The 20,841-nt window shown below is 61.0% G+C and carries 18 protein-coding genes and 1 tRNA gene; all 19 read left to right on the top strand.

Features of this window, described 5'->3' with window-relative positions:
- Positions 1-17 precede the first annotated feature (17 nt).
- The 19 genes from argB to DXX99_RS02440 all read left to right on the top strand — a co-directional run bounded on the left by argB (position 18) and on the right by DXX99_RS02440 (position 20,776).
- A complete protein-coding gene (gene argB / locus DXX99_RS02525; RefSeq protein ID WP_115791949.1) occupies positions 18-872 on the top strand; it encodes an acetylglutamate kinase in 855 nt (284 codons plus the stop codon).
- Positions 873-919: 47 nt separating this feature from the next.
- Positions 920-2,074, top strand: coding sequence for an acetylornithine transaminase (locus DXX99_RS02520; protein WP_165847682.1), 1,155 nt, complete (start codon positions 920-922; stop codon positions 2,072-2,074).
- A gap of 14 nt (positions 2,075-2,088) precedes the next feature.
- Positions 2,089-3,027, top strand: a complete 939-nt coding sequence (gene argF / locus DXX99_RS02515; RefSeq protein ID WP_115791947.1) for an ornithine carbamoyltransferase — start codon at positions 2,089-2,091, stop codon at positions 3,025-3,027.
- A gap of 26 nt (positions 3,028-3,053) precedes the next feature.
- Positions 3,054-4,253 carry an argininosuccinate synthase gene (locus DXX99_RS02510; RefSeq protein ID WP_115792096.1) on the top strand — a complete coding sequence of 400 codons (1,200 nt, stop codon included), beginning with the start codon at positions 3,054-3,056 and terminating at the stop codon, positions 4,251-4,253.
- Positions 4,250-5,638: an argininosuccinate lyase gene (gene argH / locus DXX99_RS02505; protein WP_115791946.1), complete on the top strand. Its 1,389-nt coding sequence runs from the start codon at positions 4,250-4,252 to the stop codon at positions 5,636-5,638. Before DXX99_RS02510 ends, argH begins: the two co-directional genes overlap by 4 nt.
- Positions 5,639-5,726: 88 nt before the next feature.
- Positions 5,727-5,972, top strand: coding sequence for a hypothetical protein (locus tag DXX99_RS02500; protein ID WP_115791945.1), 246 nt, complete (start codon positions 5,727-5,729; stop codon positions 5,970-5,972).
- Positions 5,973-6,070: 98 nt separating this feature from the next.
- On the top strand, positions 6,071-6,238 hold the full coding sequence (locus DXX99_RS12080; RefSeq protein ID WP_115791944.1) for a nucleotidyltransferase family protein: 168 nt from the start codon (positions 6,071-6,073) through the stop codon (positions 6,236-6,238).
- 317 nt (positions 6,239-6,555) lie between these two features.
- The gene (iscB, locus tag DXX99_RS02490; RefSeq protein WP_115791943.1) at positions 6,556-7,935 is read left to right on the top strand and encodes an RNA-guided endonuclease IscB; all 1,380 of its coding nucleotides are present in this window, start codon (positions 6,556-6,558) and stop codon (positions 7,933-7,935) included.
- 16 nt (positions 7,936-7,951) lie between these two features.
- The gene (locus tag DXX99_RS11840) at positions 7,952-8,368 is read left to right on the top strand and encodes a hypothetical protein (RefSeq protein WP_240610786.1); all 417 of its coding nucleotides are present in this window, start codon (positions 7,952-7,954) and stop codon (positions 8,366-8,368) included.
- Positions 8,314-9,186, top strand: coding sequence for an RNA-guided endonuclease InsQ/TnpB family protein (locus DXX99_RS02485; RefSeq protein ID WP_240610785.1), 873 nt, complete (start codon positions 8,314-8,316; stop codon positions 9,184-9,186). The genes DXX99_RS11840 and DXX99_RS02485 overlap by 55 nt, the downstream gene beginning before the upstream one ends.
- A 171-nt stretch (positions 9,187-9,357) precedes the next feature.
- Positions 9,358-11,403 carry an excinuclease ABC subunit UvrB gene (gene uvrB, locus DXX99_RS02480; RefSeq protein ID WP_115791942.1) on the top strand — a complete coding sequence of 682 codons (2,046 nt, stop codon included), beginning with the start codon at positions 9,358-9,360 and terminating at the stop codon, positions 11,401-11,403.
- The gene (uvrA, locus tag DXX99_RS02475; RefSeq protein ID WP_115791941.1) at positions 11,385-14,222 is read left to right on the top strand and encodes an excinuclease ABC subunit UvrA; all 2,838 of its coding nucleotides are present in this window, start codon (positions 11,385-11,387) and stop codon (positions 14,220-14,222) included. Before uvrB ends, uvrA begins: the two co-directional genes overlap by 19 nt.
- Positions 14,219-16,087: an excinuclease ABC subunit UvrC gene (gene uvrC, locus DXX99_RS02470; protein ID WP_115791940.1), complete on the top strand. Its 1,869-nt coding sequence runs from the start codon at positions 14,219-14,221 to the stop codon at positions 16,085-16,087. Before uvrA ends, uvrC begins: the two co-directional genes overlap by 4 nt.
- On the top strand, positions 16,062-16,868 hold the full coding sequence (locus DXX99_RS02465; RefSeq protein WP_115791939.1) for a Cof-type HAD-IIB family hydrolase: 807 nt from the start codon (positions 16,062-16,064) through the stop codon (positions 16,866-16,868). Before uvrC ends, DXX99_RS02465 begins: the two co-directional genes overlap by 26 nt.
- Positions 16,868-17,824: an ROK family protein gene (locus DXX99_RS02460; RefSeq protein WP_115791938.1), complete on the top strand. Its 957-nt coding sequence runs from the start codon at positions 16,868-16,870 to the stop codon at positions 17,822-17,824. Before DXX99_RS02465 ends, DXX99_RS02460 begins: the two co-directional genes overlap by 1 nt.
- A gap of 12 nt (positions 17,825-17,836) precedes the next feature.
- Complete coding sequence (locus tag DXX99_RS02455) at positions 17,837-19,804, top strand: amylo-alpha-1,6-glucosidase (RefSeq protein WP_115791937.1); 1,968 nt, start codon at positions 17,837-17,839, stop codon at positions 19,802-19,804.
- Positions 19,805-20,008: a hypothetical protein gene (locus DXX99_RS02450; protein ID WP_115791936.1), complete on the top strand. Its 204-nt coding sequence runs from the start codon at positions 19,805-19,807 to the stop codon at positions 20,006-20,008. It abuts the gene before it with no gap.
- A 24-nt stretch (positions 20,009-20,032) separates the two neighbouring features.
- The gene (locus DXX99_RS02445) at positions 20,033-20,626 is read left to right on the top strand and encodes a 50S ribosomal protein L25/general stress protein Ctc (protein ID WP_115791935.1); all 594 of its coding nucleotides are present in this window, start codon (positions 20,033-20,035) and stop codon (positions 20,624-20,626) included.
- Positions 20,627-20,701: 75 nt separating this feature from the next.
- Positions 20,702-20,776: transfer RNA gene (locus DXX99_RS02440), tRNA-Ala, on the top strand.
- Positions 20,777-20,841: the final 65 nt, after the last annotated feature.

The raw sequence follows: 20,841 nt of genomic DNA, 5'->3' as shown, positions 1-20,841 counted from the left end.
GGGGGTAAAAGAGAATCTTGGTGTTGTCGGCTTTGGAGAAGGCCAAAATTCTGGTGGAGGCCCTGCCCTATATCCGCTCCTTTTACGGTAAAATCGTGGTGATAAAGTACGGGGGCCACGCCATGCTTAACTGCGAGCTCAAGCGGGCGGTGCTCACCGATGTGGTGCTCATGAAGTATGTAGGCATGCACCCGGTGTTGGTACACGGCGGCGGCCCCGACATTTCGCGCATGCTCAAGCGGCTGGGCAAAGAAAGCGTTTTTGTCAACGGTCGGCGGGTGACTGATGAGGAAACCATGGAAGTGGTGGAGATGGTTCTGGGGCGGCTGAATAAAGAGATCGCCGCCTTCATCAACCAGCTGGGAGGAAAGGCGGTAGGCCTTTGCGGTAAGGACGCCAACCTCCTGCTGGCGGAGAAGGAAGAGGGGGAAGACCTGGGGCTGGTGGGGCGCGTGAAAGCGGTGAATCCGGAGCTTCTCTTGAGCGTCATTGCCCAGGGATACATACCGGTGGTGGCTCCCATAGGTCTTGGCCCTCGGGGAGAAGGACTTAACATCAACGCCGATACCGTAGCCGGCAAGATAGCGGCAGCCCTTAAGGCCGAGAAGCTCATTCTCCTCACCGACGTCCCCGGCATCTTGAGCAATCCGGAAGACGAAACCTCGGTGATTTCCACCATTCACCTCGGCGATATCCCCCAACTCCTGGCCTCCGGTCGGGTGAGCGGAGGCATGATACCCAAGCTGGAATGCTGTCGGGAGGCTCTGGAGGAGGGAGTGAAGCGGGCCCACATCCTGGATGGGCGGATCCCGCACGCCATCCTCTTGGAGGTCTTCACGGACGAAGGCGTGGGCACCATGGTGGTGCCCTGAGGAGGGGAAATTTGGTGTCCTGCATAGAGCTGGCAGAAGAGAAGCTCATGCCCACCTATGCCCGCCTACCGGTGGTGCTGGTCAAAGGTGAAGGGGTGCGGGTCTGGGACGCGGAAGGAAAAGAGTACCTGGATTTTGTGGCCGGTATAGCGGTCAACAGCGTGGGGCACTGTCATCCTAAAGTGGTGGCGGCCGTAAAGGAGCAGGCGGAGAAGCTGTGGCACTGCTCCAACCTCTTCTACACCTGGCCCCAGGTAAAACTGGCGCAGCGCCTCACGGGACTCACCCCTTACCAGCGGGTCTTCTTCTGCAACAGCGGAGCCGAGGCGGTGGAGGGGGCGTTGAAGCTGGCCCGCAAGTATGCCCGATCGACCAGCGGCCGGGAAGATAAGTACGAAATAGTGGTAGCCCATAACTCCTTCCACGGGCGCACTTACGGAGCGCTTACCGCCACCGGCCAGCCCCGCTACCACCAGGGCTTCGAACCCTTACTCCCCGGCTTCCGCTACATCCCCTACAACTCCCCGGAGGCCCTGGAGGAAGCGGTAGGGGAAAGGACTGCGGCTATCCTCCTGGAGCCGGTTCAGGGGGAGGGAGGAGTAGTTCCCGCCACGCCGGAATTCCTGCGGGCGGCCAGGGAACTTGCCTCCCGCTACGGGGCCTGCCTCATCTTCGACGAGGTGCAGACGGGCGTGGGGAGGACCGGGCGCTTCCTGGCCCAGGAGCATTACGGCGTGGAGGCCGACGTGGTCTGCCTGGCCAAAGGGCTGGGAGGTGGATTCCCCATCGGCGCCATCCTGGCCAAGGAGGAGGTGGCCCTGGCCTTCTCCCCCGGCGACCACGCCTCCACTTTTGGGGGCAATCCCCTGGCTACCTCGGCCAGCCTGGCGGTGCTGGAAGTGCTGGAGGAGGAGGGGCTGGTGCAGAGAGCACAGGAAGTAGGAGAGTACCTGAAGGAGCGGCTGGAAGAGCTCGGGAGGGACACCGGCAAGCTTCAGGAAGTGCGGGGTCTGGGCTTGCTCCTGGGGGCGGTGACCGCCGTTCCTGCCCGAGCAGTGGTTACGGAGTGCCTCAAGCGGGGGCTTTTACTAAACGCGGTAAAAGAGCAGGTCCTGCGCTTTGCTCCCCCGCTCACCGTGAGCAAGGAGGAGATAGACCGCGCTTTAGAGATCTTGCGGGAAGCTCTGGTTTGCGTGGAATAAGGGGGGAAAGGTAAGTGTACGCTTCTTTGCGCAAGCGTTTTCGGCACCGCGACTTTCTTTCCATAGCCGACTTTACTGGCGAAGAAATCATGGGGCTTTTAAGCTTCGCGGCCGAGCTTAAGGAAGCCAAAAAAAGGGGAGAGACCCACACCTTCTGCGCTGGCAAGAGCTTGGCCATGATCTTTCAGAAGCCCTCCACCCGGACCAGGGTCTCCTTTGAAGTGGCTATGTTTGACCTGGGGGGGTACGCCCTTTACTTAAACGCCCAAGATCTGCAGTTGGGCCGGGGGGAGAGCATTGCCGACACCGGCCGGGTCCTTTCCCGTTACGTGGACGGCTGCGTCATCCGCACCTCTCGGCAAGAAGAGGTGGAGGAGCTAGCCGAGGCGGCCACCATCCCGGTAATAAACGGCTTGACCTCCTGGGAACATCCATGTCAGATATTGGCTGATTTTCTCACCATACTGCAGAGCAAGGGACAGTTGGCAGGGCTCAAGCTGGCCTACGTAGGGGACGGCAACAACATCTGTCATTCCCTCCTTCTGGGCTGTCCTCGGGTGGGGATGTCCATCTACGTGGCCACCCCGCCCCAGTACGCGCCGCACCCAACGGTGGTGGCCAGGGCTCAAGAGGCGGCCCAGGGCACGGAGGTAGTGGTAACCGAGGATCCGGTACAGGCGGTGAAGGGGGCCGACGTGGTGGTGACCGACGTCTGGGTGAGCATGGGGCAGGAGGAAGAGGCGGAGACCAGAAAGAAAGTTTTTCTGCCTTACCAGGTGAACGGGGAACTGGTGTCTCATGCTAAGCCCGATTATATCTTCCTTCACTGTTTGCCGGCGCACCGGGGGGAAGAGGTTACGGCAGAGATAATCGACGGCCCCCACAGCCTGGTCTGGGAAGAAGCCGAGAACCGGCTGCACGTCCAGAAGGCCCTGCTGGCCCTGCTGCTTTAATCTAGACCGGGAGGTTTTAGTTGAAAATGGTAAAAAAAGTTGTGCTGGCTTACTCGGGGGGGCTTGACACCTCCATCATCATTCCCTGGCTTAAAGAAAACTACGGCTGCGAGGTAATCGCTCTCACGGTGGACCTGGGGCAGGGGGAGGACCTGGCAGCCGTCAGAGAAAAGGCTCTGAAGAGTGGTGCCGCCAAGGCCTATGTAATCGACGCCCGGGAGGAATTTTTGCGGGAATACGTCTTTCCCGTGCTTAAGGCCGGAGCCATCTACGAGGGCAAGTATCTCCTGGGCACGGCCATGGCCCGGCCCTTAATCGCTAAAAAGCTGGTAGAAGTGGCCCGACAGGAGGGGGCGGAGGCGGTGGCCCACGGAGCCACCGGTAAAGGGAACGACCAGGTGCGTTTTGAGGTGGGAGTAAGGGCTTTGGCCCCCGAGCTTAAGGTGATTGCTCCCTGGCGGGAGTGGTCGATCCGCTCGCGCACCGAGGCCATGGCTTACGCCGAAGCGCGGGGCATCCCCGTGCCCACCACTCCTTCCCAGCCTTACAGCCGCGACCAGAACCTGTGGCACTTGAGCCACGAGGGAGGCATCCTGGAAGACCCGGCGCAGGAGCCGCCCCGCGATCTTTTCCAGTTGATAAAGCCGCCAGAAGAGGCTCCCGATCGGCCCCTCTACTTGGAAGTTGCCTTTGAAAAAGGAGAGCCGGTGGCGCTCAACGGCCAAAAACTTTCCCCCGTACCCCTGCTGGAGGAACTCAACCGGCTAGCCGGGGAACAAGGGGTGGGCATAGCGGACCTGGTGGAGAACCGCCTGGTGGGGATCAAGTCGCGGGGGGTTTACGAGACACCCGGTGGAACGGTTCTTTTCTACGCTCTGCGGGAGCTCGAGCGTCTGGTCCTAGATCGTTCCACTCTTCACTTTAAGAACCTTGTGGCCCAGACCTATGCGGAGCTGGTCTACGACGGCCTGTGGTTCTCCCCACTTAAAGAGGCGCTGGATGCCTTTGTGAACTCCCTCGCCCCTTACCTCACGGGTACGGTGCGCCTGAAGCTGTACAAGGGGAACCTCTACCCGGCCGGGGTTTCTTCTCCCTATTCTCTTTACCGACAAGATCTGGCCACTTTCGAGGCCGACGAACTCTTCGATCAGCGGGACGCCGGCGGCTTCATTCGGATCTTCGGCCTGCCCCTCTGGGTACAGGCGCTAAGGGGGAGGGCCAAGTGACCCTTTTGTGGGGAGGGCGCTTCCGCAAGGAGACTGACCCGCGCGTCCGGGCCTTTCAAGACTCCATAAGTTTTGATTTTCGCCTCTGGCCTTACGAAATCAAGGTGAGCCAAGCTCACGTCCGCGGTCTGAGGAAAATAGGGGTGCTGACACCGGAAGAAGAGGAAAAGCTGCTGGCCGGGCTGGAAGAAGTGCGGCGCATCTTAGAGCGGGGAGAGGTGCAGCTGGAGGGAGTGGAGGATGTGCATACCCTGGTGGAGCGGCTGCTGGTGGAACAGGTGGGAGAGGTAGGAAAAAAGCTCCATACCGGGCGCAGCCGCAACGATCTGGTGGTCACCGACCTGCGCCTTTACCTGCGGGAAGAAATAAACAACCTCCGGGAAAAGTTGCAGGAGTTGCGCCGGGTGCTTTTGGAGCTGGCGGAGCAGCACTGCCACACCTTGATGCCCGGTTTCACCCACCTCCAGCCGGCCCAGCCGGTCACCCTGGCCCACCACCTGCTGGCCTACTACGAAATGTTCACCCGCGACGATGAGCGGCTGGCCGACTGCTACCGCCGCACCAACGTGCTTCCCTTAGGAGCGGGCGCTCTGGCAGGAAGCACTTTCCCCCTTGACCGGGAGTACGTAGCCGAACTCCTGGGCTTCGAGAAAGTGGCGGAGAACAGCATGGATGCGGTGAGCGACCGCGATTTCGTGGTGGAGTTTTGCGCGGCCGCTGTTTTGCTAATGGTACACCTCAGCCGCCTGGCGGAGGAGCTCATTTTGTGGAGCACCCCCTACTTCGACTTTGTGGAGCTGGACGACGCCTTCACAACCGGCTCCAGCATGATGCCGCAGAAAAAGAATCCTGACGTGGCCGAGCTCTGCCGGGCCAAAACGGCGCGGGTGATAGGCAACTTCACCGCCATGGCCACTTTGCTTAAGGCTCTTCCTCTGACCTACAACAAAGACCTGCAGGAAGACAAGCCCTTGCTTTTTGACACGGTGGACACTTTGAAGGCCGTCCTGGAGGTCTTTCCGCCCATGCTGGCCACCATGAAGGTGAAACGAGAGCAGATGGCGGCGGCCGCCCGCCGCGGCTTTCTTACTGCCACCGACCTGGCGGAGTACTTAGTGCGCAGGGGGCTTCCCTTCCGGGAGGCCCACCGGGTGGTAGGGGAGATAGTGCTTTACTGCCTGGAGCGGGGTAAGGACCTGGAGGAACTCACCTTGGAGGAATTTCGGCGCTTCACTCCGCTGGTAGAAGAGGACGTGCTGGAGGCGATCAAGTTGGAGCGGAGCCTAGATAAAAGGGCGTTGAGAGGAGGCCCGGCGCCGGAAGCGGTCAAGGCGCGGATAGAGGAGCTAAAAAATAGCCACAAAAGTTTAAAAAATTATGGTTGACAAGAGAAAGGGTTCCGGCTATTATGAATAATGAAAGTGTCATCTTTCACAAGTAGACGGGCGACGGGCCCGTAAGGTGGTGAGGCCCATGACCAAGCTGAGTGCCGTCTTCGCCCTGCTGGAGGCAGCAGGGTACAAGCTGAGACCGGTTCCGGGGACCAAGTGGTACGAAGTGAGCGGTCCGGAAGGTTGGGTGGTGCTGGTAAAGGAGAAGGATCTGGTCATGGCCTTCGACACGGACGAGCCGGAGCGCTTCTGGGAGTGGTTCCGTAGGCTAGAGCCTAGTGGTGAAGAAAAAGGGCGATTAGACTGCGCCATCCCGGCAACACTTTAACATACAACCCCCATCCCTAAGGCCAGGTGACCTGGCCCTTTTTTCTTTTTGGCCGGCGGTTATAATTTTTTGTTGTAGGGGAGAACGATGGAAGGAGAATGGTAGTTTTGACTCTTAACGACCTGAAATCTAGAGAGGAAGTACTTCGTACTTTGCGGGCGGAATTGCCCTATCTGCGGGAACGTTTCGGTGTAAAGCGCTTGGCGCTTTATGGCTCCTTTGCTCGGGGGGAGCAAACCGAGGATAGTCATAGACCCCACGGCTGAAGCCGGGGGCTTGTCCTCCAGGTTTCAGCCGCAGGCCTAAAAAGGGCCTCGCTATGACCAGCCTCAGAGGCCTGACCCGAAGGACAAGGGGATGAAGGCCCTACGTTACTGGGGAGAGCCAGAGTTCGCACGACTTTAGGTGCTCCTCCAGCTCCAGGCCTTGCAACCCGGCGGTTAAACAGCGAGCTGGGGGTGTAGCGAGCAGTGCCGCCGGGAGAAGGCCGCCCGGTAACATTGGCGAGGAGGGAGGCTGAGGAGAGTCCGCCTCAGCCCGTCACAAGCCCCGTAAGGGGTCCTCCGAAAGGAGGAAAGAAAGTATGGTCTTCGTGCTGGACAGAAAGGGAAGACCGCTCATGCCCTGTACTGAAAAGCGGGCGAGAAAGCTCCTGGAACAGGGCCGTGCCGTGGTGGTGCGGCTTGAGCCCTTTGTCATCCGGCTCAAAGACAGGATGGCAGAAGAAGCCTTTCTCCAGCCGCTCAGGCTCAAGATCGACCCCGGCTATGAGGTCACCGGGATCTCCGCGGTGCGGGTGGCGGAAGAAAAAGAAGTGGTCGTCTTCTTCGCCGAAGTCCACCACCGCACAGACATACCGGAGAAGCTCCTTTCCAGGAGGCAGGTAAGGAGGGACCGCCGGAGCCGCAATACCAGGTACCGCGTTCCCAGGTTTTCGAACCGCAGGAGGCCGGAGGGCTGGCTGCCGCCGAGCGCGGAGGCCCGCGTAAACCAGGTACTTTCGGTGGTCGGAAAACTCCTCCGCTGGCTGCCCGTCACGGAAATCGTGGTGGAGTCGGCCAGGTTCGACACCCAGAAGCTGCAAAACCCCGAGATTTCCGGCATCGAGTACCAGCAGGGAGAGCTCCAGGGCTACGAGGTCAGGAAGTACCTGCTGGAGAAGTTCGGCCGGAGGTGCGCCTACTGCGGGAAGGAAGGCGTGCCGCTGGAGGTAGACCACGTGGTGCCGAAGTCTAGGGGCGGGACCGACCGGGTCTCCAACCTCGCCCTGGCCTGCCGGGAGTGCAACCAGGCCAAGGGGAACAAACTTCTCCAGGAGTGGCTGGAGGAGCTGAAGAAGTCCGGGCGGGCAATTGACAGGAAGCGGGCGGAAAACATACCGAGGGTCCTGGCCCAGCTCAAGAAGTCCTTGAAGGCCGCGGCCTGCATGAACGTCACGCGGTATGTCCTGGTAGAAAAGCTCAAAGTGCTCGGCCTGCCTGTCTTCACCGCGACCGCTGCCCGGACCAAGTATAACCGGGCAAGGTTTGGCCTCCCCAAAACCCACTACTTTGATGCCTGCTGTGTGGGGGAAGTGCCCGGCAGGCTGGAAGTCACCGCGGAATACGTGCAGGTCTTCCGGGCTGTGGGGCGCGGGACGAGGCAGATGGCGAACCCCGACCGGCACGGCTTTCCCAGGGGACACCGTTCGGGAAGGAAGCTCTACTTCGGTTTCATGACGGGCGATCTGGTGATGGCGGAAGTGCCCGCCGGGAAGTATGCCGGAAGGTACATAGGCTATGTGGCCGTGCGGCAGAGCGGGTACTTCGACCTGAAGGACCTCTCTGGCAGGCGGGTGTGCCAAGGCGTTTCCTGGCGTTGCTTCAGGCTCGTCCAGCGTTTTGACGGCTGGCGTTACGAGAAGTTCAAAATTGCGGCGCTTTCCTCCCCAGGCTTAAAAGCCGGGGCCTCCAGTGCCGCTTGAGGGTGGTGAAGCGTGAGTGCCCCTCGTCACCGTCAAAGCCCAGGTGCACGCCGACCCCAAGACCCTGGCCGTCCTCAAAGACGCCATGTTTTGCGCCACCAAGGTCTACAACGGTCTTCTCTGGCACCTCTGGAAGGAGTACGAGGAGACCGGAAAAGCAAATGTTTCCCGCAGGAACCTCAACCGCATTTTAAAAGAACTCCCCCGGGCAAAAGACTACTACTCGATGTCCGTGCAGCTCACGCGGGACGAGGTAAGGGAAGCCTACAAGTCCTTCTTTGCCCTCAAGAAAAAGGGGCTTACGCAGCACAGCGCTCCCGGATTTCGTAAGGTCAAAGCTACCTCTCCCCGCTCAAGTACGTCCAGAGCGGCTTCAAGGTGGAAGGAGATAAGGTCACGGTTTCTCTGGGCACCGGACGGGAAGACGGGGTGAGGGAAGTCTCCTTCCGCATATCCCACCGTCCCGGCGTGGAGTACGAGCGGGTGCGGGAGTTCTCCGTCACCTACGACAAGGTGTCCGGGCGGATAGAAGCCCGTCTGGTGGTGGAGGTGAAGGCGAACCCGCACCCTGGGATGAAGAGGGCTGCCCTGGACCTGGGGGAAACCATCCTCATGGCAGCCGCCTTCGAGGACGGGACCGTGCTGCTCTACTCCGGCAGGTTCATCAAGTCGGTGAGGCGGTACTGGCAGAAGGTGCGGGCAAGCCTTAAGCCAAACTCCCGCAGGTGGAGGGAGGTGGCCCACCAGGAAAAGCTTCAGGTGGAGTATCTCCTTCACGCGGCCACGTCCCACTTCATAGAGGAGTGCGTGAGGCGGGGTGTGGGGGAGATAGCCATCGGAGACTTCTGCGGCATCCGCGAGAGCATCGACTATGGTGACCGGCTCAACCAGAGGCTGCACGCCTGGCCGTACCGGGAGCTTATTAACATGCTCAAGTACAAGGGTGCTCTGGCGGGGATCGCGGTCCGGGACGATGTGGATGAGAGGAACACTTCTGTGCGCTGTCACGCCTGCGGGCGCGTACTGCCCTCCAACCGGAAGCACAGGGGGCTTTATGAGTGTTCCTGCGGCTGGAGGGCGCAGGCGGACGTGAACGGCGCCTTAAACATCTTCGAGAGGGCGTACGAGGTATCTCCCGTGAAGGGGAGTAGTGGCCGGGTGGCGCGGCCTGTGGTCCTGTCGCTCCGCATGGGGTGGCACGGAGTCCACAAACCGAAGCGCAAGGGAAAGACCTTGCGCGCGTCCCTTTAAAGGGATGCCCCCGAATTCATTCGGGGGAGGACGTCACTTGGTCCTTCGGGCGTTGAACCAACCGTTCGCTCAAGTCCAAGACTGCATTTTATACGTTCTTCCCCTGCAGCCTGCCTTACTGCTGGGTACGTGCTATAATAATTTGGATGAAGTCGAGGCAGGTGGCAGGATATGGGGCTTTTTAAGCTTAGGGCCGACTTTGCTCCGGCAGGGGATCAGCCCCAGGCCATCGCCAAGCTGGTGGAAGGGGTCAGAAAAGGTTACCGTATGCAGACCCTGCTGGGGGTTACTGGTTCGGGCAAAACTTTTACTATGGCCAACGTCATCGCCCAACTCAACCGGCCCACCCTGGTGATAGCTCCCAACAAGACCCTGGCGGCCCAGCTCTGCAGTGAGTTCAAGGAATTCTTCCCGGAAAATGCGGTGGAGTACTTCATAAGCTACTACGACTACTATCAGCCGGAGGCCTACCTGCCGCAGGCCGATCTCTACATAGAGAAAGACGCCCTCATCAACGAAGAGATAGACAAGCTCCGGCACGCGGCCACGGCAGCGGTTCTGGAGCGTCGTGACGTCATCGTCGTGGCCAGCGTGTCCTGCATCTACAGCCTGGGTAATCCGGTAGATTACCGCGATCAGGTGGTTTCCCTGCGGCGAGGAGAGTGCTACGACCGCGACAGCATACTGCGGAAGCTCGTCCGCATCCGCTACGAGCGCACCGAAGGAGATTTCACCCGGGGTAAGTTCCGGGTGCGGGGGGATGTGCTCGACGTTTTCCCCGCCTCCACTTCCGAAAGGGCCATCCGGGTGGAGTTCTTCGGGGACGAGGTAGAGCGCATCCTGGAGTTTGACCCGCTGACCGGCAACATCCTAGGGGAGAGGTACCACGTTTCTTTCTTCCCGGCCACCCACTATGTCACCGCCCCGGAGCGTCTGGAAAATATCATTGCGGCCATCGAGGAGGAGCTGGCCGAGCGAGTGGCCTGGTTCAAAGCTCAGGGGCGCCTTCTGGAGGCCCAGCGGCTGGAGACCAGGACGCGCTACGATCTGGAAATGCTGCGGGAGGTAGGCTACTGCAAGGGCATCGAAAACTACTCTCGCTACTTGACGGGCAGGGCGCCGGGCGAGCCCCCTTACACCCTGCTCGACTACTTCCCCCCGGACTTTTTGGTCTTCATCGACGAGTCGCACGTGACCGTGCCGCAGCTGCACGGCATGTACGAGGGGGACCGTTCCCGCAAAGAGTCCCTGGTGGAGTACGGTTTCCGGCTCCCCTCGGCTTTCGACAACCGCCCCCTCAAGTTCGAGGAGTTCATCGAGCGGGTGAATCAGGTGATCTTCGTCTCCGCCACCCCTGGCCCTTATGAACTGGAGCACAGTGAGCAGATAGTGGAGCAGATCGTGCGTCCCACCGGTCTGGTGGATCCCCCCATGGTGGTGCGGCCGACCAAGGGGCAGATAGACGATTTACTGGGGGAAATAAAGAAGCGGGTGGCGCGAGGGGAGCGGGTACTGGTAACCACCCTGACCAAGCGGATGGCGGAAGACCTGGCCGATTACCTGCGGGAGATGGGGGTAAAGGTGCGGTATCTCCACGCCGATATCGACGCTTTAGAGCGCATGGCCATCATCCGAGATCTGCGCCTGGGGGTTTTTGACGTCTTGGTGGGAATAAACCTGCTTCGCGAGGGGCTGGACCTGCCCGAAGTTAGTCTGGTGGCCATCTTGGACGCCGATAAGGAGGGTTACCTGCGTTCGGAACGCTCGCTTATCCAGATAGCGGGGCGGGCGGCCCGCAACGTCAACGGCTTGGTGATCCTTTACGCCGACCGGATTACCGAGTCGATGCGCCGAGCCATAGAGGAAACGGAGCGCCGCCGGCGCCTGCAGATAGAATACAACCAGAAGCACGGTATCGTCCCCCGCACGGTGGAGAAGCCGGTGCGGGAAGTCATCGAGGCTACCAAGGTGGCGGAGGAAAAGGGCGTTTACGAAATTCGACCCAAGGAGCTCCCTACTCCCAAACTCAAGTCCCTGGCGGCGGCTTATGAGCGACAGATGCGCGAGGCGGCCAAGAGCCTGGATTTCGAGCTGGCGGCTCAGTTGCGCGACATCTGGCTGGAGCTCAGGGCTGAGTTGGTAGCGCGGGGAGTGGAGGTGCGCGGAGGAAGGGGTAGAAGTAAAAAGAGGTGTGCGGCATGCAAGACGCCATTATAGTGCGCGGAGCGCGCGTGCACAACTTAAAGAACATAACGGTGGCCATACCGCGGAACAAGCTCACAGTCATCACCGGGCTTTCCGGGTCGGGCAAATCCTCGCTGGCCTTCGACACCATTTACGCCGAAGGGCAGAGGCGCTACGTGGAATCCCTTTCCGCTTACGCCCGGCAGTTTCTGGGTCAGATGGATAAACCCGACGTGGACGGCATTGAGGGGCTTTCCCCGGCCATTTCCATCGACCAGAAGACCACCAGCCACAACCCTCGCTCCACGGTGGCTACGGTTACCGAAATATACGACTACCTACGTCTGCTCTTCGCCCGGGTGGGGCGACCACACTGCCCCGAGTGCGGCCGTCCCATTGCCAGCCAGACGGTCTCCCAGATGGTGGACCGCCTGCTAGAGCTCCCGGAGGGGACCCGGCTTTACGTCCTGGCGCCGGTGGTGAGGGGTAAAAAAGGGGAGCACACCCGGGTGTTTGCCGAGGCGCGTAAGCAGGGGTTCGTGCGGGTGCGGGTGGACGGGGAGATCGTGGAGCTGGAGGAGGAAATCAAGCTCGATAAAAACCGGAAGCACAACATAGAGCTGGTGATAGACAGGCTGGTATTGAAGCCGGCGGCCCGCTCCCGTCTGGCCGAGGCTTTAGAGACCGCCTTGAAGTACGCCGAGGGGCTGGCGCTGGTGCTGGTGGAGGGAGGGGAAGAGCACCTCTTTTCCAGCCTTTTTGCCTGCCCCGTCTGCGGTGTGAGCCTGCCCGAGCTTTCTCCCCGGCTCTTCTCCTTCAACAGCCCTTATGGGGCTTGCCCTGCCTGCACGGGGCTGGGAGCGCTTCCGGAGATCGATCCGGAGTTGCTGGTGGACCCTCGCCGCACCCTGGAGGAAGGGGCGGTGGCTGGCTGGTCGGCGCTCACCCACCAGTTTTACCTGCTGGAGGGGCTGGCACGTCATTACGGAATCCCCCTTGACATCCCTTACGAGCAACTCGACCCGGACCACCAGCAGATCATTCTTTACGGTACCGGCGGAGAAAGGGTCCGCTTTGTGCACTACGATCTTTACGGCCGGCGCCGGGAGTACGTAGCTTCCTTTGAGGGGGTCATTCCTTACCTCATGCGCCGCTACCGGGAGACTGCCTCCGATCAGGTGCGGGCCGAGATCGAGAAGTTCATGCGCCCCCGCCCCTGCCAGGCCTGCAAGGGGGCCAGACTCCGGCCGGAGGCCCTGGCCGTTAAGGTGGGAGGTAAGAACATCTATGAAGTGACCACCCTCTCGGTGCGGGAGGCGCTGGAATTCTTCCACCGATTGGAACTCGACGAACGGGAAAGCATAATCGCCTCCCGGGTGTTGAAGGAGCTCACGGCGCGGTTGGGCTTCCTCATGGACGTGGGGCTCGACTACCTCACCCTGGACCGGGCGGCCAACACCCTCTCCGGCGGGGAGGCGCAGCGCCTGCGCCTGGCCACCCAGATCGGCTCGGGCCTGGTAGGGGTGATCTACATCCTGGACGAGCCCAGCATCGGGCTTCACCCGCGTGACCACGACCGTTTGCTCAAGACCTTGAAAGGCCTGCGGGACTTGGGCAACACGGTCATCGTGGTGGAGCACGACCGGGACACCATCCTGGCGGCCGACTACGTTATCGACATAGGTCCGGGAGCAGGAGCCAACGGTGGAGAGGTGGTGGCCACGGGAACACCGGCGGAGATCATGCGCCACCCTACCTCCCTGACCGGCCAGTACTTGAGCGGGCGCAAGAGTATTCCCTTGTGCCCCCGCCGCCGCCCGGGCGACCGCTGGCTCAAGCTCAAAGGGTGCAGGGCTCACAACCTCAAGGGGATCGACGTGGCCTTCCCGCTGGGTCTCTTCATCTGCGTTACGGGGGTATCGGGCTCTGGTAAAAGCACCCTGGTTAACGACATCCTCTATCGGGCACTGGTCCGGGAACTGCACGGGGCGCGGGAGCTCCCCGGCCCTTACGACCGTCTGGAGGGCCTGGAGCACCTGGACAAAGTGATCAACGTAGACCAGTCCCCCATAGGTCGAACTCCCCGCTCCAATCCGGCCACCTACACTGGTGTTTTCACCGAGATCCGGGAGCTTTTTGCCATGCTGCCGGAGGCCAAGGTTCGGGGCTACAAGCCGGGGCGCTTCAGTTTCAACGTTCCGGGCGGCAGGTGTGAGGCCTGCCGCGGGGACGGCATCGTCAAAATAGAGATGCACTTCCTTCCCGATGTTTACGTGCCCTGCGCCGTCTGCAAGGGAAAGCGCTATAACCGGGAGACGCTGGAGGTCAAGTTCAGGGGGAAGAGCATCGCCGACGTGCTGGACATGACGGTGGACGAAGCTTTAGGTTTCTTTGAAAACTTCCCGAAGATCTACCGTAAGCTCAAAACCCTGCAGGATGTAGGTCTGGGCTACATTAAGCTGGGGCAGCCAGCCACCACCCTCTCCGGCGGGGAGGCGCAGCGGGTGAAGCTGGCCGCTGAGCTCTCCCGCCGGCCCACAGGCCGCACCCTTTACATCCTGGATGAGCCCACCACAGGGTTGCACTTCGCTGATGTGGCTAAGCTCCTGGACGTGCTTCATCGGCTGGTGGACGGGGGTAACACGGTGATCGTCATCGAGCACAACCTGGACGTGATCAAAACAGCAGACTACATCATCGACCTGGGGCCGGAAGGGGGAGAGCGGGGCGGTGAAGTGGTGGCGGTGGGCACGCCAGAAGAGATAGCGGCCCACCCCTACTCCCACACTGGGCGCTATCTACGCCGCGTGCTGGCGGAATCCTCTCCTGCTTCTAAGGCGGTGGGAAGTTGAAGGAAGAGCTATTGCTTAAGGCCCAAAGCCTGCCGGCCGAGCCCGGCGTCTACCTTTTCAAGGACGAGCGGGGAGAGGTCATTTACGTGGGAAAGGCGGCTTCTCTACGGCAGCGGGTAAAGAGCTATTTCCAGGCCAACCCTTCTCCTAAAGTGGAGGCCCTTTTGCGCCGGGCGGCGAGCCTCGACTTTATGGTCACCGGTAACGAGGTGGAGGCGCTCATCTTGGAGGCCAACCTTATAAAGCGCTACCGGCCTTACTTCAACGTGGTGCTGAAGGACGACAAGAGCTACCCCTACATAAAGGTGACGGTGGGGGAGGAGTACCCCCGCGTGCTGTTTACCCGCCGTCGGGACGATGGGCAAGCACGCTACTTCGGTCCTTACACCCAAGCTGGCGCCGTTTACGAGACCCTGCGCTTCTTGCGCACCCTCTTCCCCTACCGCTCCTGTTCCGGTTCTGTTCCGCGTCCCCATTCCCGTCCCTGCCTTAACTACCACATAAAGCGCTGCCCCGGTCCCTGTACCGGGCAGGTGGACCCGGAAGTCTACCGGCGCAACATCGAGGCCCTCTGCCTCTTCCTGGAGGGGCGCTACCGGCAGGTGGTACGCCAGTTGGAAAGAGAGATGAAGCAGGCGGCGGAGGAACTCGCTTTCGAACGGGCGGCGGTCTACCGGGACCGGCTCCAGGCGTTGAAACTCATTCTGGAGCGCCAGCGCGTAGTCTCCTCCCGGCCGGAGGATCTGGACGTGGTGGGGCTAGCCCGCCAAGGGGACCGAGCTCAGGCGGTGGTCCTTTTGGTCCGGGAGGGGAGGCTCATCGGTCAGGAAAGCTTTCTCCTAACCATCGCCCCGGAAGAGGAGCAGGGATTGCTGACAGGGTTTCTCAAGCAGTACTACGGTGTTATTGCTTCCTCTTTTCCTTCGGAGTTGGTGCTCCCTTCCCCTCCTCTGGAGGAGGCGCTGGTCGATCTCTTGCGCTCCCGGGCCGGTTTTGAGGTAAAGATTGTGGTGCCGCGCCGGGGGCACAAGAGAGAGCTCTTGGAGTTGGCAGAGAAAAACGCTTGGGCCGCTTTGAACGAGGGCTTGCGGGAGGCGGAGGCCCAAGTCAAAAGTCTCTCCTCCTTGGCAGAAGCCCTGGGTCTTCCCCGGGTGCCGCACCGCATAGAGGGTTACGATGCCTCCCACCTCCAGGGAGCGGCGCCGGTGGCGGTCATGGTGGTCTTCGTGGGCGGGAAGCCTTACAAGAGCGGCTACCGCCGCTTTGCCCTGACGCCGCTCGGCAAGCCCGACGACTACCAGGCCCTGCGCGAGATCTTTTACCGGCGCTTCGTGCGGGCACGGCAGGAAGAGGAAGCTATAGCGGAGGGGAGGATTGCTCCCCGGCAGGCCAAGTTCTTGCCTTTGCCCGACCTCATCCTGGTGGACGGCGGGGCAGGACAGGCGGGGGTGGCGCGGGAAGTGCTGGAGGAACTGGGCTATGACATTCCCGTTTTCGGCTTGGCCAAGGAGGAGGAATGGATTTATCCGCCGCACCAGGCCGGTAACCCCATAATTCTTCCCCGGTCGAGTCCCGCCCTGCACCTCTTGCAACGGGTACGCGACGAAGCCCACCGCTTCGCTTTAGGCTTTCACCGGCGCCGGCGGGAAAAGGAGAGCCTGCGCTCTTTGCTCAGCGAGATTGAGGGGATAGGGCCGGCCCGCCGCTCGGCTCTGCTGCGGGCTTTTCCCACCCTGGAGGCCTTGGCTAGGGCCTCGGTGGAGGAGTTGGCCCGGGTGCCGGGCATGACCCGGCCGGCGGCCGAAGCGGTTTACCGTTACTTCCACGGGAGTGGAGAAATTGACGATAAAGCTTGTGGCCATTGATCTGGACGACACCCTGCTCGATCCGGAGCTGAAAATCACCCCCCGCACCCGCCGGGTTCTGCAAGAGATAGAGAGGCGGGGGGTGCGGGTGGTGCTGGCCACGGGGCGTATGTATCGGGCCACTGCTCCTTACGCGGCCGAGCTGGGACTTAAAGGGCCGCTCATCACCTACCAGGGTGCCTGGGTGAAAAACTTTCCCGGGGAAGAGGAGTTGCTGCACTTACCCGTGCCTCTGGACCTGGCGCGGGAGGTGCTGGACTACCTTTACCCTTTGGGCTTTCACCTCCAGGTTTACGTCAACGACACCCTGTGCTTTTCTCGTCTCACTCCTGAGGGAGAAAGGTACGCTTGTATGTGCCGGGTGAGGCCCCGCATAGTAGGCGACCTGCGTCGCTTCCTCCGTGAGCCTCCCACCAAGGTACTCATGGTGGCGCCAGAAGAGGAGATCGACCGCCTCCTCCCCGAGCTCGAGGCCCGGTACCGGAGTGTCCTGAGCGTGGGCAAATCCAAACCCTACTTCCTGGAGATAGCCCATCCTCGGGCTACCAAGGGGGAGGCCTTGGCCTACCTGGCCGAATACTTTGGGCTCAGACCGGAAGAGGTCATGGCCATAGGGGACAGCTATAACGACCTCCCCATGTTCCGTTTTGCGGGACTGGCGGTGGCCATGGGTAACGCCCGGCCGGAAATTAAGGCTGAGGCCGATTTCGTCACCGCTTCCAACGCTGAAGAGGGCGTGGCCGAAGCCTTGGAAAAGTTTGTCCTTGGGGGTAAAGCCTGATGGTGGATTACGTGGTGGGAATAGATCTGGGGGGAACCAAGATCTATACCGCCTTGGCCACTTTGGACGGGAAAGTGCGGGCGGAAGTCAAGGTTCCCACCTGGCCGGAGAAAGGTTACCGGGCGGTTCTGGAACGCATGGCGGCTACTGTGGAAGAGGTGAAGCGTCTGGCCGGTTTTAATCGTCCTCCCTGCCGGGTGGGTCTGGGTGTCCCCGGGCCCTTGGATCCGGTTCGAGGAGTAGTGCACGTGGCCCCTAACCTAGGCTGGCGGGATATGCCCGTCAAGCGGGACATGGAGGAGATCCTGGGGGTTCCCGTTTACCTGGACAACGATGCCAACTTGGCGGCCTGGGGGGAGTATCGCTTCGGAGCCGGCCGCGGAACCCAGCACCTCATCTACCTGACGGTGAGCACGGGCATCGGTGGAGGTTTGGTTCTGGAGGGGAAGATTTACCGGGGAGCGCGTTACCTGGCGGGTGAGATCGGGCATATAACGCTTTGGCCCGAGGGGCCGCGCTGCCACTGCGGCAACTACGGCTGTCTTGAAGCTCTGGCTTCGGGGACGGCGGTGGCGCGGGAGGCTCGGCGACTGGTGGCCGGAGGAAAGGGGAAGGGGATCCTAGCGCAGGCGGGAGGGGATCCGGAGGCGATTACGGCCAAGACGGTGGGTATGGCGGCGGCAGCTGGAGATGCTGAGGCTCTGGCCCTCTTCCAGGAGGTAGGACGCTGGCTAGGCATAGGGCTGGCCACCCTCCTCAACCTCTTGAACCCGGAGATGATAGTTTTTGGAGGAGGGATGATGGCCAGCTCGGCCTTCTTCTGGGACACGATGGTGGCGGAGATGCAGCGGCGGGCCCTGCCGGCCACCGCATCCTCGGTGAAGCTGGCCAAGGCGGAGTTGGGAGGCCGTTCAGGGGTGCTAGGGGCGGTAGCCCTGGCTCTAGAGCCCGTTTAGGGGGGGAGAGTTTTGGTTTACCACTTCGGCAAGGAGGCCTGGCGGACATTCGAGCGCGGTTGCGAGCGGGAGTGGCTGGTTACCAACGGCTTAGGGGGGTTCGCCTCCGGCACGCTGGTGGGAGCCAATACGCGCCGCTACCACGGGCTGCTGGTAGCTGCGCTTAACCCCCCGGTCAGGCGCTGCCTTTTGCTGGCCAAGCTGGACGAGCGACTGACTTGCGGCGGTGTTACCTACAACCTGGCCACCAACTGCACGCGGGACGGAGTCACGGAGCGAGGATTTACACATTTGCAGCACGTAAAGATCGACCCCTTTCCCACCTTCACCTACCGTTGCGGCCTTATCTGGCTGGAGAAAACTGTGTTCATGCCCCGCTATCGTAACGCCACCGTGATCTTATACCGCCTAAGCTCGGGCTCCGGGCCGGCCGAACTCAGGCTCTGGCCCCTGGTCAACTACCGGGACTATCACGGCAACACTTACTGTGGCACCCTTTCTTTCCGGCAGGAAAATGTGCCCGGCGGGGTGGTAATCTGGGGGCCGGAGGGTTTGCCCCCGCTTTTCCTACAGATAAGCCGGGGGGCTTTTCACCCCTCTCCCGACTGGTACTACGGCATGTACTACCCGGCCGAGGCGGAGCGAGGTCTTAACCCCTACGAGGACCACTACCTGCCAGGCTATTTCACCGTATTCATACCTCCGGAAGAAGAGATCGAAGTGGTGGTCACCGCTTCTCTAGGGGAGGTTCTGGAGCCGGCGGCGGCAGAGGGGTTTCTGCGCGAAGCCCGGAGGCACTTGGAGGAGGTAGTGTGCCGGGCCGGCCGTGCCGACCCTTTGGCCCGGGAGCTTGTGCGGGCGGCCGACGCCTTTCTGGTCAGGCGCTCCTGCCCCGCCGGCACCTCGGTGATCGCCGGTTACCCCTGGTTTACCGACTGGGGGCGCGATGCCCTCATTTCTTTGCCCGGACTCACCCTGGTAACCGGGCGCTTTGCGGAAGCCAAGGAGATCCTGCTTCTCTACGGTTCGGCGGTAAAGGAGGGACTGGTGCCCAACTTCTTTCCAGATGAGGGAGAACCCTGGTACAATTCGGTGGACGCTTCTCTCTGGTATCTTTACGCCGTGCAGCAGTACTGGCGCTATACGGGGGACGAGGAGTTCGTCTGGAACGAGGCCTGGCCCGTCATGATGGAAATACTGCGCCGCTATGTGGAAGGCACGCGCTACGGCATCAGGATGGATCTTAGGGACGGGCTTTTACGGGCGGGCGAGCCGGGGGTACAGCTTACCTGGATGGACGCCAAAGTGGGAGACTGGGTGATCACCCCGCGGCAGGGCAAGCCGGTGGAAGTAAACGCCCTCTGGTACAACGCTGTGCGTTTCCTGGAGGAACTTTCTGGCCGTTGGAACCTACCTTTTCCTTACTCCGGCCTGGGAGACAAGATAAGGGAGGGGTTTAAAAAGTTCTGGTGCCCAGAGGGCTACCTCGCCGATGTCATCGACGACGAGGGGAGAAGGGATTTGTCTTTCCGTCCCAACCAGATACTGGCGGTGAGCCTCCCTCACTCTCCTCTTACCCAGGAGCAGGCGCGGGCGGTGGTGAAGCGGGTAGAAGAGGAACTTTATACCCCTTATGGCCTCCGCTCCCTTTCTCCTCGCGACCCCGCTTACCGGGGGAGGTATGTGGGGGATGTGCTCCAGCGCGACGCCGCTTACCACCAGGGTACGGTGTGGAGTTGGCTCATTGGTCCCTTCATTACTGCCTACCGTAAGGTTTTCGCTGGCGAGAAGGCAGCCCATCGCCAGATACGCCGCTTTTTCGATCCCTTCCGAGCTCACCTGGGGGACCACGGGGTGGGATATGTAAGCGAGATTTTTGACGGGGACGACCCCTTCTTACCGCGCGGCTGCTTCGCCCAAGCCTGGGGGGTGGCCGAGGTGCTGCGTGCCTACGTAGAAGACTTTCTGGAGGTGGAGTAATTGCCGGAAAGCGTTTGCCCCCTTTGCGGGCACAAAGGTTCTCCCGTGCCCTTCCGGGAGGTGAAGGAACGGGCCCTTAAACCCTGCGGGCACGAAGTGCCGGAAGGGCAGTACTACCGTTGTCCCAACCAAGACTGCCCTGTAGCTTACTTCGGCCCCCTGGCCCTCTCCTATCGTGATCTGAAGGAGGACGAGGTAAAATAATGATAATTGGGAGGTGAGGTTGGCGTGGGAGCTGTTCTGGTGGCTCAGGTGAGGACGGGTCGCGGCAAAGGGTACCGGAACCGGCTGGCCGCTCAGGGAAAGATACCGGCGGTAGTCTACGGAAAGGCTTTGGGCAGCGTGCCGGTGGAAGTTAGCCTGCGGGACCTGAAAAAGGTACTCGGGGGCGAAACGATCAAAGGGAAGCTCATCGACCTGAAGATCGTAGGCGACGGCTGGGAGCGCCAGGAAAAGGCCCTGGTCAAGGAGATGCAACATAACCCTTTGACCGGCGAACTCATCCACGTCGACTTTCACCAGGTTTCTTTGACCGAAGAAGTCACTGCCACGGTACCGGTGGAGCTGAGCGGCGAGCCGGTGGGAGTGAAGAAGGGAGGGGTGCTGGAGCACTTCCTGCGCGAGGTGGAGATCTCCTGCCTGCCCACAGCCCTTCCTGAAGTCATTAAGGTAGACGTCTCTTCTCTCGATGTGGGGGACACCATTTTCGTGCGCGACCTTCCTATACCGCCGGGCGTAAAGGTCCTGGCCGATCCTGGGGAGGTAGTAGCTACGGTGGTAGAGGAAGAGAAGGAAGAGGAAAAACCAGAGGAAGCGTCTTAGCTTCCTTTCTGCACCTCCGAACCCCGGTACCTGTTGACTAGCTCAAGGTTCTGGTCTATAATTAAAAGTGCGTGTGGGGCTGTGGCGCAGTGGGAGCGCGTTTCCTTGGCATGGAAAAGGTCGCGGGTTCAATTCCCGCCAGCTCCACCATAAAAGCGGCTAAAGGGGCCTCTTGCAAAAGAGGCCATTATTTTTATTTCTGTAGCGGGAGGCGA

It is taken from the genome of Ammonifex thiophilus, assembly GCF_003368535.1.
Classification (GTDB): Bacteria; Bacillota; Desulfotomaculia; order Desulfotomaculales; family Ammonificaceae; genus Ammonifex; species Ammonifex thiophilus.
This window is presented reverse-complemented; position numbering and strand designations above follow the sequence as displayed.

Coding starts and splice junctions, on each gene's coding strand:
- DXX99_RS02520 (WP_165847682.1), top strand. CDS start 920: ATGCCCACCTATGCCCGCCTACCGGTGGTGCTGGTCAAAGGTGAAGGG.
- DXX99_RS02510 (WP_115792096.1), top strand. CDS start 3,054: ATGGTAAAAAAAGTTGTGCTGGCTTACTCGGGGGGGCTTGACACCTCC.
- DXX99_RS02500 (WP_115791945.1), top strand. CDS start 5,727: ATGACCAAGCTGAGTGCCGTCTTCGCCCTGCTGGAGGCAGCAGGGTAC.
- DXX99_RS12080 (WP_115791944.1), top strand. CDS start 6,071: ATGGTAGTTTTGACTCTTAACGACCTGAAATCTAGAGAGGAAGTACTT.
- iscB (WP_115791943.1), top strand. CDS start 6,556: ATGGTCTTCGTGCTGGACAGAAAGGGAAGACCGCTCATGCCCTGTACT.
- uvrB (WP_115791942.1), top strand. CDS start 9,358: ATGGGGCTTTTTAAGCTTAGGGCCGACTTTGCTCCGGCAGGGGATCAG.
- uvrA (WP_115791941.1), top strand. CDS start 11,385: ATGCAAGACGCCATTATAGTGCGCGGAGCGCGCGTGCACAACTTAAAG.
- DXX99_RS02460 (WP_115791938.1), top strand. CDS start 16,868: ATGGTGGATTACGTGGTGGGAATAGATCTGGGGGGAACCAAGATCTAT.